Origin of the sequence: Bradyrhizobium sp. (assembly GCF_004799445.1) — a bacterium.
Lineage (GTDB): Bacteria > Pseudomonadota > Alphaproteobacteria > Rhizobiales > Xanthobacteraceae > Bradyrhizobium.
In genome coordinates, this window is record NZ_SSNA01000111.1 from 1 (window position 1) to 12,217 (window position 12,217).

The window sequence follows — 12,217 nt, forward strand, 5'->3', positions numbered from 1 at the left end:
TCAGCTCTCATTGCCTGTGCAAGAAAGCTCCTGATCTACGCCAACACCGTCGTCCAGCGTGGAACGCCATGGACTGAAATGCCTGCCGTGCTTTAATGGTTGCTACGCACTGGATTCTCCGATGTGCAATTGCACATCGTAGTTCGATGCCTTCGCATCGCCTCGGAATGACGATCGCGCTCAAGGCGTCATCGACCTCGGATCGCGCGCGCCCCAGCGTCCGGCCTCCACCAGCGCGATGAAGCGCTCGACCATTTCGTTGAACAGCGCCGGCTCTTCCAGATTGAGCACGTGACCCGATTTGGGAAACATCGCCAGCCCCGCTGCCGGAAGGTGTTTCTTCAGGAACAGGCTCGGCTCGATGCAGGCGTCGTCCTCGTCGCCGCAGATGATCAGCGCCGGTGTGCCGACTTTCCGGATCGCGTCGGTCAGGGTGTAGATCGAGGGCCGCCCGCCCTGGAAGCTGCGCATGGTGTTGGCCGAACCCTTGGCATCATGGCGGGCCAGCGCGTTGTAGAAATCCGCGTGGCCGCGCGGATCCTTCAGCAGGAACGGAATCCGGCTCGGCGCCTCGCGCGTCGCTTTCGCCACTTCGGCCGAACCGATGGTGTCGTATTGCTCGGCATTGGCCCGGCACTGCTTGCGGAAGGCGTCGAGATTTTCGATGGCAGAGCCGGAACCGACGGCGGCGAGCGTCATCGACAGCGCGCGCCCGGGTGCGTTCAGGCCGACCTGCAGCGAGGAATAGGAGCCCATCGACAGCCCGACGAAATGCGCCTTGGCGATTTTCAGATGATCGAGGACGGCGAGCGCGTCGCTGTAGAAATGCTTGTAGGTGTAGGCTTCCGGTGATGGCGGCACATCCGAGGGGGTATAGCCGCGCGCCGAATAGGCGATGCAGCGATGCCCGCGCGAGAAGTAGCGCATCTGCGGCTCCCAATTGGTGTGATCGGCGGCGTATTCGTGCAGGAAGATGATGGGCGTTCCGCTGCCCGCCTCCTCGAAATAGATGCGGACATTGTCGCTGGTTGTGGCGTGGGGCATTTTGGAAAGTCTCCTCTTTCGGTCTTTGGGCCGATTCGCGTGAGCCGAATACACGAACTGCGCGTTGAAAGTTCCCGTTGTATTGAGGCGGGAACCGGTTCCCTCGTCAAGGAATCACCTTGCAGCTATGCGCCCAGCGCCGCGTGCTGCCTTGCTGTCGCCACATCGCGACACTTAACGGGGCCTTCCGAATGCGGCGGCGCACCAAGCCGTCGCCTGACGGGGGCTCAGTGTGGGGGCTCAAACAGGAGTAAGTATGGTTCAGTTGATTGCGTTCTTCCGGTCGTTTCGGATCGGTTCACCTCGTGTCGTCGCGTTGGCATTTTGCTCGGCGGCCATCGTCGCCTCAGCCACTCCGGCTTCAGCCAGATCTCATTCAGGAAGGATTCACTCGGTAAGGTCTCATCACGGCGCCGCGCACTACGCGCATGAGCGTCATGCGAGGCGGCATTTCGCCACCCATCATCATCGCGGCATCGCGCGCGGCTCGCGCTGGGATAGCGCCGTCGCACAGATGAATTCGCGCGGCCTTGCCGACGCCAACGCCAGCCTGCCGTCGAGCACGCTCTCCGGCGACACCGGCATGTCCGGCGGTTTTGGTTCGTCGAACGTGGTCGCCGAAGCACGCCGTTACCTCGGCGGCAACCCGACCGGCCGCGGCAGGCTGTGGTGCGCACGGTTCATGAACCTGGTATTGCAGCATGCTGGTTATCGCGGCACCGGCTCGGACATGGCGCGCTCGTTCGCCAGCTACGGTCAACGCCTGTCCGGACCGCAGGTGGGCGCCATCGCCGTGATGGGACGGCGCGGCGGCGGGCATGTCGGGATCATCACCGGCGTCGACGCGTCGGGCAACCCGATCATGATCTCCGGCAACAATGGCAACCGCGTCAGGGAAGCGCCGATTTCGCGCGGCCGGATCTACGCCTACGTCATGCCGGCGGGCTGACGCCTGGTGGCTTTTCACCTCGCCCCGCTTGCGGGGAGAGGTCGCCCGGCGAAGCGCAGCGAAGTCGGGCGGGTGAGGGGGAGTTTCCGCGAGTTCGGTCGGTGGAGAGTCCCCCTCACCCCAACCCTCTCCCCGCAAGCGGGGCAAGGGAGGGAGGAGTCCGCAAGCGGGGCCAGGGAGCAGAGAGCGTGCCACGCCTACACCAGCCGCGGTTGTTCCGCCGCAATCGCATCGCCGACGCCCATGGCGCCGCCGGCGATGACCTCGGCATACACGCCGCAATCGCCGTGGCCGAACCGGCGCATCAGCGCAGGCGGGATCTCGAGGTCGCGCACGGCACGGTCGGGATCGACGTTGACCGCCGCGCAGCGGACGATCCGTTTCACGACCTTGAGGCGGACGTCGCCGATCACGAGCGTTCGGTCGAGCAGCTCGAATTCGTGCCAGGCCGGCCAGCCTGAGACGTAGAGATTGGCGCGAAACCGCAGCGGATGGACGCTCTGGCCGACGATGCCTTCGATGGCGGCCAGGCTGGAAAGATTGATGATCGAGACGACTTTTCGGGCAACATCCGAAAAGCTGTGGCCGCGGCCTGAAAGGACCTTCGGAGGCCCCCTGAGGTCGCTGGCGAAATTCGCCGTGAAGAACTGCTCGATGGCGGCCCGGCCCGCCGCCGTCTCCAGATCGCCGCGCGCGGCCACCTGATCGCCCTCCCGAATGGTGAGGAGATTGCTGCGGTCGTCGAAATGGGTCCGCAAGGCCGCCAGCCGCTCGTTGCGCATCAGCATCAGGAACTGGGATTTGGGCAGCCATCCTGGCGCCAGCGGATCAAAGCCGCTCGGGCCATTTTCGATGGCGTAGCGCCGGTCGGCCGGCAAGGTCTGGCCGACCTGAAGCGCGACTTGCGGCAGCGGTTCCGGGGTCAGGCCCTTGACCGGATAGCGGTAAAGGCTGGCGATTTGCGCGGGCGGGCTCGGGGACATCCGGCTTTTTAGGAGATTCCGGGATCGGGCGCCACCGCACACGAATTTGTGAATTAGCCTCTTCCGATTCGCCGGACCCCTTCCCACATTTGCCCCAAGCCGGCGTGAGCGTCGGTGACGGTCGCGGCCGGTTGAGGAATGTCAATGCGGACCCGCGTAAACCCAATGAAGATGCCGTGGCGGTGCTTCGCGCGTGATCCGCGAAAGTGTTGGCGGTTTCGCGATCAGATCACGCGCCAATTTAAGATCTGGGGCGCGATCGGACGCAAAACCGGGAACCACTTTTGCTGATCGCGCCCCGGGGCCGCGCGGCAGGCTGAGGGAATGACATGAATATCGAAAAATATACCGAGCGCGCGCGCGGTTTCATCCAGTCGGCGCAATCGCTTGCGGTGCGCGACGGCCACCAGCAGTTCTCGACGCTGCATATGCTCAAGGTGCTGCTCGACGACGCCGAGGGCCTCGCCGGCGGCCTGATCGACCGTGCCGGGGGTAACTCCCGGGCGATCCTCAAAGCCACCGAGGACGCGCTCAACAAATTGCCGAAAGTTTCCGGCAGCGGCGCCGGACAGGTTTATCTCGCGCCCGATCTCGCCCGCGCGTTCGATGCCGCGGAAAAAGCCGCCGAGAAGGCCGGCGACAGTTTTGTCACCGTCGAGCGGCTGCTGCTCGGGCTGACGCTCGAGAAGGACAGCGAGGCCGGCGGCGTCCTGCGCAAGGGCGGCGTCACGCCGCAAAACCTCAATGCCGCGATCGAAGCCCTGCGCAAGGGCCGCACGGCCGACAGCGCCACGGCGGAGAACGCCTATGACGCGCTGAAGAAATATTCGCGCGACCTGACCCAGGCGGCGCGCGAGGGCAAGCTCGATCCCGTGATCGGGCGCGACGAGGAAATCCGGCGCACCATCCAGGTGCTCTCCCGCCGCACCAAGAACAATCCCGTGCTGATCGGCGAGCCCGGCGTCGGCAAGACCGCGATCGTCGAAGGTCTGGCGTTGCGGATTCTCAACGGCGACGTGCCGGAAAGCCTCAAGGACAAGAAACTGCTGTCGCTCGATATGGGCTCGCTGATCGCGGGCGCGAAATACCGCGGCGAGTTCGAGGAGCGGCTGAAAGCCGTGCTGCAGGAGGTCACCTCGGCCGAAGGCTCGATCATCCTGTTCATCGACGAGATGCACACCCTGATCGGCGCCGGCAAGGCCGATGGCGCGATGGATGCGTCCAACCTGCTGAAACCCGCGCTGGCGCGGGGAGAACTGCATTGCATCGGCGCGACCACGCTCGATGAGTATCGCAAGCATGTCGAAAAGGACGCGGCATTGGCGCGCCGGTTCCAGCCGATCTTCGTCTCCGAGCCGACGGTCGAGGACACCATCTCGATCCTGCGCGGCCTGAAGGACAAATACGAGCAGCACCACGGCGTGCGTATCACCGATTCCGCGCTAGTGGCCGCGACCACGCTGTCCAACCGCTACATCACCGACCGCTTTCTGCCCGACAAGGCCATCGACCTGATGGATGAGGCGGCGGCGCGGCTGAAGATGCAGGTCGATTCCAAGCCCGAAGAGCTCGATTCGATGGACCGGGAGATCATCCGGCTCAAGATCGAGCAGGAAGCCCTCAAGAAGGAGAGCGACGCCGGCTCGAAAAGCCGCCTGCACACGCTGGAAAAGGAACTCGCCGAGCTCGAGGAGAAGTCGGCGGCCCTGACCTCGCGCTGGAGCGCGGAGAAGAACAAACTGTCGAATGCGCAGAAACTGAAGAGCGAACTCGACGCGCTTCGCATCGAGCTTGCCAACGCGCAGCGCCGCGGCGAATTCCAGCGAGCCGGCGAGCTCGCCTACGGCCGGATTCCCGAGCTGGAGAAGAAGCTGGTCGAGATCGAGGCCAAGGAGAACGCCGGCGAGATGATGGAGGAGGCGGTCACCGCCAACCACATCGCGCAGGTGGTTTCGCGCTGGACCGGCGTGCCCGTCGACAAGATGCTGGAAGGCGAAAAGGACAAGCTCCTGAAAATGGAAGACAGCCTCGGCAACCGTGTTGTCGGTCAGGCCGAAGCCGTGCATGCGGTCGCAACCGCGGTGCGCCGCTCGCGCGCCGGACTTCAGGATCCGAACCGCCCGATGGGCTCGTTCATGTTCTTAGGCCCCACCGGCGTCGGCAAGACCGAGCTGACCAAGGCGCTGGCCGAATATCTCTTCAACGACGAGACCGCGATGGTGCGCCTCGACATGTCCGAATACATGGAGAAGCACTCGGTGTCGCGGCTGATCGGCGCGCCTCCGGGCTATGTCGGCTATGACGAGGGCGGCGCGCTCACCGAAGCGGTGCGGCGGCGGCCCTATCAGGTGGTGCTGTTCGACGAGATCGAAAAGGCCCATCCCGACGTCTTCAACGTGCTGTTGCAGGTGCTGGATGATGGCCGCCTCACCGACGGCCAGGGCCGCACCGTGGATTTCCGCAACACGCTGATCATCATGACGTCGAATCTCGGTTCGGAATTCCTGGTCAACCAGCCGGAAGGCGAGGACACCTCGGCGGTGCGCGAGCAGGTGATGGGCACGGTGCGGGCGCATTTCCGGCCCGAATTCCTCAACCGCGTCGACGAGATCATCCTGTTCCATCGGCTGCAGAAGAGCGAGATGGGACGGATCGTCGAGATCCAGTTCGGCCGGCTGCTGAAGCTGCTGGAGGAGCGCAAAATCACGCTCACGCTCGACGCCGCCGCGCGCGACTGGCTGGCCGCCAAGGGCTGGGATCCGGCCTATGGCGCCAGGCCGCTGAAGCGGGTGATCCAGCGCAATCTGCAGGATCCGCTGGCGGAGATGATCCTTGCCGGCGAGGTCAGGGACGGCGACTGCGTCGCCATTTCAACCGAAGGCAACGTGCTGACCTTCAACGGCAAGGCGCCGCAGACCGCCGAGATCGCCCAGTTCGAGGCGCCGGTGCCGAAACGGAAGCTGAATTAAGATTGCCGTTGTGTTGTGACATCGTCATGCCCGGGCTTGTCCCGGGCATGATCGCTTTGTGTCCAGATCCCCGTCACCAACGACGAGACGCCCTGATTCGGGCTGGGCTCGCGGTCGCGCGAGTGAGAATTTACTTTTTCGCGATCTTGTAGATCGCGTTCTCGATGTTGGACGAGAAGTAGATCGTGCCGGACGCCCCGACCCCAACGCCGGTCGGAATGTTGGTCGGCAATCCTCCCGGCGCACCTTTGAGCCCGATCGGCAGATTGCCCGCGATCTCGGTGACGTTTCCGTTCGCAGGATCGATCTGGATAATCCGTTTGGCGCCGACTTCGGCGACGATCAATTTTCCATCACCCGCCAATGCGATGCCCTCAGGCATTTTCAGGTCCTTGGCGACCACGGTTTTTTCGCCGTTGCTGTCAACCTTCGAGACCTGTCCCGAAAAGGCTTCGGTGACATAGGCCGCACCATTGGGGCCGCCGACCAGTCCGACTGGCCCCGCAAGATCGCCGATCACGACCGTGCGGTCCTTGCCATGCTCGCCGCTGACGCGGACCAGCGATTTGGCGCCGAGCTCGTTGACGAGGAAGCTGCCGTCGCCGAGCCGGATGGCGTCGTGCGGCGCCTTGAAACCGTGCATCATCTCGCGCGTTGCGCCGGTCTTGCGGTCGATTACCTGGACGGTACCGGTAAACCAGCTCGACAGGATCACGTCGTCGCCCTTGGCGGTGGCGCTCATCGGATATTCCAGGGTTACGCCGGCCGCGTGCATCCGCGCAGGCTCCGAGACCTCGCCGGTGGCGCCATCCACGGTACGATAGGCGAATACGTCGGCGACGTAGATGGTGTCCTTGCCATTATCGGAGACGACGCCGATGCCGCCGGGCAGCGCCAGCTTGCCGATGATGATCTGCCTGGCGGCGCCGGTCTCGGCATCGACCTGCTGGATTCCGTTATCCGCCATGTTGGAGACGTAGATGTGATCCTGGTCGTCGATCGCGAGATTGTCGAGCGACGGTTTGAGCTGCGCGACCATCTTCTTCGCGCCGGTTTTGGGATCGACCCGAACCAGCTGGCCGGTCGCGGTGTCGACGACCCACAGATTGCCCTTGGAGTCGAAATTGACCGCAGCAGGGGTCTTGAAGCCGTCGGCGACCACCGTCAGCTCGGGCTTGTCGACGTCCACCTTGACGACCTGGCCCTTGAACCACAACGGGCCGTAGATCATGTCGTCCGGCCCGAACTCGAAGCCGTTAAGGCCGCCCATCTTCTCCATGATCATGCGCGGCGGCTTGACCCCCTCGACGTCGATTTCGTAGAGGGTGTCGCCGAGAAACACGGTCGAGGCATAAAGCCTGCCGTCCTTGCGATACGCCAACGAGTTGATCCCGGCCAGGCCGGAAGCGAGCTTTTTGATTGGGCCGTCGCCCTTGCGGGAGTACAGGTCACCGGTGAGAAAACCGGTCCAGGCCATGGTGCCGTCAGGCGCAAACGCAATGTCGTCCGCCATGCCTTCGGGCGTCGGTATCGCAATTTTCGCGGTGCCATTGTTGAGATCGACTTCGTAGAGCGCGGCTCCCGCAACGCTGCCGGCGAACATGTGCCCGGCTTTGTCAATTCCAAGCCCATGCACGCCGTGAAACGCCGAGCCGGGAACGAGTTTGGTGACTTCATATGTCTGCGCCGATACATCGACGCTACAAAAGACTGTCGCTACGACAGCCGCATACAGTGCAATCCTGCTCGTCATGACGCTGCCTCCCGATTTTTTATATCGGGCGAGTATTCGTCTGCATCGGCGGTTTGGCAAACGAAACTTGCCGCCATGGACGGCACGGGCGGCCACAAAAAAGACATGCCGCGCAAAAGACCTGCCGCGCAGGAGCGGGGTCAGTTCAATACCGGGGAGTTCTGATATTCGCGGGCTTCAGCGGTTGCTGGTTTGCCGCACGCCGCCGGTGGCATCGGAGATCCGCGCCGCGCCGCCGCCGCGGTTGCTCATCATGGCGTCGAGACGATCGCGTTCCTTCTCAAAGCTTGCCATCAGCGGCCCGTCGAGCGAGCGGCCGCGCGGCAGCTTGATGCGCATCGGATCGACGAAGCGGCCGTTGACCAGAATTTCATAATGGACATGGGCGCCGGTCGATTGCCCGGTCGAACCGACGAAGCCGATCACCTGGCCCTGGCGAACCCGCTTGCCGGGCTCCAGCCCCTTGGCGAAGGCCGACATGTGCCCGTAGGCCGTCTCGTAACCGTTATTGTGCTTCAGCTTGACGTATTTGCCGTAGCCGCCTTCCCAGCCGGCGGTTTCGACCACGCCGTTGCCGGAAGCAAAAATCGGCGTGCCGTAGGGGGTCGCCCAGTCGACGCCGGTGTGCATCTTGACGTAACCCAGGATCGGATGGCGGCGGCTGCCGAAACCGGATCGCATGATGGCGTTGTTGACGGGCTTGCGGACCAGGAATTTCTTCGCGCTCTTGCCGGTCTCATCGTAGAAGTCGACGACGGAATCGTCGGGGGTCTGGAAACGATAGTATTTCTTGGTCTCGCCGCCGACCGTCAGCGAGGCGAACAGCACTTCGGTCTTTTCGGTGATGCTGGAGCCTTCGTCCTCGCCGGCAAAGAACACATCGAAGGAGTCTCCGGGCTGGACCTTGCGCTGGAAGTCGACGTCGTAGGAGTAGATCCGGACCATGTCCTCGATGACGGCGGCGGGCACCTTGTTACGCAGCGCGGTCTCGTAGATGCTTTGATAAAGCCGCACGCCGGTGCCGTCGTCATCGTCATCGTCGCTGTTGTCGGCCGTATCGGTGACGGTGTTCATGCTTTGGACGTCGACCGCGACGTATTTGCCGAGATCGGACAGCGCGACCACCGCTTCAACGGCGGAATCATTGGCGACGATCACCCGATAGGGCTGCAACCGCTGGCCCGGACCGGCGGGCGCCATCAGGATGCGAAGTTTCTGGCCTTCCTTCAGCCCGCCGTCGCGGCCCCGGGCGCCGAGCGTGGTGGCGATCGATTTGGCGTCTTCCGGCGTTGCACCCTGCTCGCGCAGGATCGAGGTGACGGTATCGCCCTTCTTGACGATATGAACGCGTTCCCCGGTGGGATTGCCGCCGGTGATCTGATCTTTCGTCTTGGGTAGCAAGGTGACGTTTTCAGGGACCACCCGGGTTTCAAAGCCGGCATAGGGATCCGAGGAAGTGCCTTCGGTGGCGTAAGCCAGTTTCAGCCCGGACTGCGCGCCGCTGGCGTCGGCCGTGGCATTGGCGAGGGCGGCGTAGCGGACCCCGCCATTGCCGCGCCAGTTCGAGGCATCGCGGACCCGCATCAGAACCTCGTCGAGCGCGATCACCGCGGCGATCTTGGCCTTGGGCAGGACCGGCGCGAGGTCCTTGGTGACGAAGGAAACCTCGGCATCGGGTTCGACCGCGTCGGCGTTATTCGGATCGTCGGAGGCGGCCGGCGCGGCGGCGCCGACGTCACTCAGCATGCGCTGGGCGTTGAACGGCGGGATCTTGGCGCTGAGATCGCTGGTCGTCATCGACAAATTGCCGGAGATGCGGATGAACGGCCGCACCCGCATGACGTCGCGGTTGCCGACGCGGGTGACCGTCGAAACCCGCACCACGTTGCGTGCCGCGGTCGCCTCGCCGGGCGGCGGCAGACGATCGCTCTTGTGCAGGCTGGCGGTGTGGTCGTTGGCACCGAACGCGCCGCGCAGCGCGCCCTCGACCCGTTCGGGGACCTTGGCAAACGTCATTTCGCCGTCGAGCGACGCAAAAACGGCGCCGCCGATCAGGGCTGCGCCGCATAAACCGGTCAGGATGGTGCCGCTAAACCACTGCACGGAGACACGGCGGCGATCGATCACCGCGGCCTCGGAGCCGTCAACGGATAGCGGCGGCTCATGACCAAGATCGATGATCCCGGTCTCGCGCCCGTAACCGCCCCCGCGTGACGTCCTGTGGTTCAAACCACCGTCCCCCCAAATTCCATCGACATTCGACCAGATCCGCGCCCGTTCCTGGCCCGCATCCGCCCGCTGAAGGGGAGATTTGGGAGCGCGGCGTACCGCATGGATGTTCGTGAATCAAAGGCCGCGAGAACGGCCGACATCCCGAACGCTGATGGTGTGCAGATCTCTTCGATGCTTCTCGTCCGCAAGGAAAAGGCGACGGGTTGATGAATAATCGCCGATCCCCCAGTATCTGAATGCCGGCAGCCCCCACTGGCACCCGGCGATTCAATACCTACGTAACCCCAGAACGTCGCAGGATTGTGGCTCAAGTACGGCGCAAAGTCCCTAAAAATCGGGGCTTCTTCGGGGTTCGAGATTCTGTTGGGTGATGCGACGATTTGTTGACAACAGCCGTTGACAACGCCGATCGGGCAGGCTTATAAACCGCCCACTGAGCGCGGCGCTGTCTTGGCCCTTGGCCAAGGCAAGTTTTCGTGCCCGTGAAGCTCCTCACTAGGATGAGTGAATCAACAGCCGATGCCAATCGGTTGTCATTTGCCGTCGAGTGGGGTCTTCGGAAGGCTCCTCCGGGAGGACTTCCAGAGCAAGGCTCCCGCGACGGGAGAGGGGTTTTCGGACCCCGGGCTGTTTGACAAGTGAAGATGAAGAAAGAGAAACGTGGACGGCGGAGTCCTTGCGAGTCTCGATTACTTGAAGACTTGAGTTTTAGGACTTGGGTTTTGAAGTATTGAGGCTGGACGAAAGACTTCGGCGGTACACGTTTACATAGGTTACACCATCGTTGTTCGCGATGTGAATCGCGTTCAATAAATATGGTGGGACCTCGTCAAACGTTGTGATCAGCCGGTTTGAAGTTTCAAGTCCAACTTGAGAGTTTGATCCTGGCTCAGAGCGAACGCTGGCGGCAGGCTTAACACATGCAAGTCGAGCGGGCGTAGCAATACGTCAGCGGCAGACGGGTGAGTAACGCGTGGGAACGTACCTTTTGGTTCGGAACAACACAGGGAAACTTGTGCTAATACCGGATAAGCCCTTACGGGGAAAGATTTATCGCCGAAAGATCGGCCCGCGTCTGATTAGCTAGTTGGTGAGGTAACGGCTCACCAAGGCGACGATCAGTAGCTGGTCTGAGAGGATGATCAGCCACATTGGGACTGAGACACGGCCCAAACTCCTACGGGAGGCAGCAGTGGGGAATATTGGACAATGGGCGCAAGCCTGATCCAGCCATGCCGCGTGAGTGATGAAGGCCCTAGGGTTGTAAAGCTCTTTTGTGCGGGAAGATAATGACGGTACCGCAAGAATAAGCCCCGGCTAACTTCGTGCCAGCAGCCGCGGTAATACGAAGGGGGCTAGCGTTGCTCGGAATCACTGGGCGTAAAGGGTGCGTAGGCGGGTCTTTAAGTCAGAGGTGAAATCCTGGAGCTCAACTCCAGAACTGCCTTTGATACTGAGGATCTTGAGTTCGGGAGAGGTGAGTGGAACTGCGAGTGTAGAGGTGAAATTCGTAGATATTCGCAAGAACACCAGTGGCGAAGGCGGCTCACTGGCCCGATACTGACGCTGAGGCACGAAAGCGTGGGGAGCAAACAGGATTAGATACCCTGGTAGTCCACGCCGTAAACGATGAATGCCAGCCGTTAGTGGGTTTACTCACTAGTGGCGCAGCTAACGCTTTAAGCATTCCGCCTGGGGAGTACGGTCGCAAGATTAAAACTCAAAGGAATTGACGGGGGCCCGCACAAGCGGTGGAGCATGTGGTTTAATTCGACGCAACGCGCAGAACCTTACCAGCCCTTGACATCCCGGTCGCGGACTCCAGAGATGGAGTCCTTCAGTTCGGCTGGACCGGAGACAGGTGCTGCATGGCTGTCGTCAGCTCGTGTCGTGAGATGTTGGGTTAAGTCCCGCAACGAGCGCAACCCCCGTCCTTAGTTGCTACCATTTAGTTGAGCACTCTAAGGAGACTGCCGGTGATAAGCCGCGAGGAAGGTGGGGATGACGTCAAGTCCTCATGGCCCTTACGGGCTGGGCTACACACGTGCTACAATGGCGGTGACAATGGGACGCTAAGGGGCAACCCTTCGCAAATCTCAAAAAGCCGTCTCAGTTCGGATTGGGCTCTGCAACTCGAGCCCATGAAGTTGGAATCGCTAGTAATCGTGGATCAGCATGCCACGGTGAATACGTTCCCGGGCCTTGTACACACCGCCCGTCACACCATGGGAGTTGGTTTTACCTGAAGACGGTGCGCTAACCGCAAGGAGGCAGCCGGCCACGGTAG

The 12,217-nt window shown here is 62.3% G+C and carries 6 protein-coding genes and 1 rRNA gene; 3 read left to right on the top strand and 4 right to left on the bottom strand.

Features of this window, described 5'->3' with window-relative positions; all coding sequences use genetic code 11:
• Positions 1 to 180: 180 nt before the first annotated feature.
• Positions 181 to 1,044, bottom strand: coding sequence for an alpha/beta hydrolase (locus E8A46_RS15255; RefSeq protein ID WP_291562098.1), 864 nt, complete (start codon positions 1,042 to 1,044; stop codon positions 181 to 183).
• A 256-nt stretch (positions 1,045 to 1,300) separates the two neighbouring features.
• Here E8A46_RS15255 and E8A46_RS15260 point away from each other — a divergent pair, with 256 nt between their 5' ends.
• A complete protein-coding gene (locus tag E8A46_RS15260) occupies positions 1,301 to 1,993 on the top strand; it encodes a TIGR02594 family protein (protein ID WP_291562100.1) in 693 nt (230 codons plus the stop codon).
• A gap of 197 nt (positions 1,994 to 2,190) precedes the next feature.
• Here the strand turns inward: E8A46_RS15260 and E8A46_RS15265 are convergent, their stop codons facing one another.
• Positions 2,191 to 2,976, bottom strand: a complete 786-nt coding sequence (locus E8A46_RS15265) for an MOSC domain-containing protein (RefSeq protein ID WP_291562102.1) — start codon at positions 2,974 to 2,976, stop codon at positions 2,191 to 2,193.
• A 329-nt stretch (positions 2,977 to 3,305) separates the two neighbouring features.
• Between E8A46_RS15265 and clpB the strand changes: the two genes are divergently transcribed.
• Complete coding sequence (clpB, locus tag E8A46_RS15270) at positions 3,306 to 5,945, top strand: ATP-dependent chaperone ClpB (protein ID WP_291562104.1); 2,640 nt, start codon at positions 3,306 to 3,308, stop codon at positions 5,943 to 5,945.
• A gap of 130 nt (positions 5,946 to 6,075) precedes the next feature.
• On the opposite strand, the gene E8A46_RS15275 is transcribed toward clpB, so the two are convergent.
• Positions 6,076 to 7,698: a hypothetical protein gene (locus tag E8A46_RS15275; protein ID WP_291562107.1), complete on the bottom strand. Its 1,623-nt coding sequence runs from the start codon at positions 7,696 to 7,698 to the stop codon at positions 6,076 to 6,078.
• A gap of 177 nt (positions 7,699 to 7,875) precedes the next feature.
• Complete coding sequence (locus E8A46_RS15280) at positions 7,876 to 9,927, bottom strand: M23 family metallopeptidase (RefSeq protein WP_291562109.1); 2,052 nt, start codon at positions 9,925 to 9,927, stop codon at positions 7,876 to 7,878.
• An 869-nt stretch (positions 9,928 to 10,796) separates the two neighbouring features.
• Here E8A46_RS15280 and E8A46_RS15285 point away from each other — a divergent pair.
• Positions 10,797 to 12,217 (top strand): 16S ribosomal RNA (locus E8A46_RS15285); the annotation flags it as partial.

Excerpts from the sequence above, each read along its gene's own strand:
- E8A46_RS15265 (WP_291562102.1), bottom strand. The coding sequence starts at position 2,976 with ATGTCCCCGAGCCCGCCCGCGCAAATCGCCAGCCTTTACCGCTATCCG.
- E8A46_RS15275 (WP_291562107.1), bottom strand. The coding sequence starts at position 7,698 with ATGACGAGCAGGATTGCACTGTATGCGGCTGTCGTAGCGACAGTCTTT.
- E8A46_RS15260 (WP_291562100.1), top strand. The coding sequence starts at position 1,301 with ATGGTTCAGTTGATTGCGTTCTTCCGGTCGTTTCGGATCGGTTCACCT.
- clpB (WP_291562104.1), top strand. The coding sequence starts at position 3,306 with ATGAATATCGAAAAATATACCGAGCGCGCGCGCGGTTTCATCCAGTCG.
- E8A46_RS15255 (WP_291562098.1), bottom strand. The coding sequence starts at position 1,044 with ATGCCCCACGCCACAACCAGCGACAATGTCCGCATCTATTTCGAGGAG.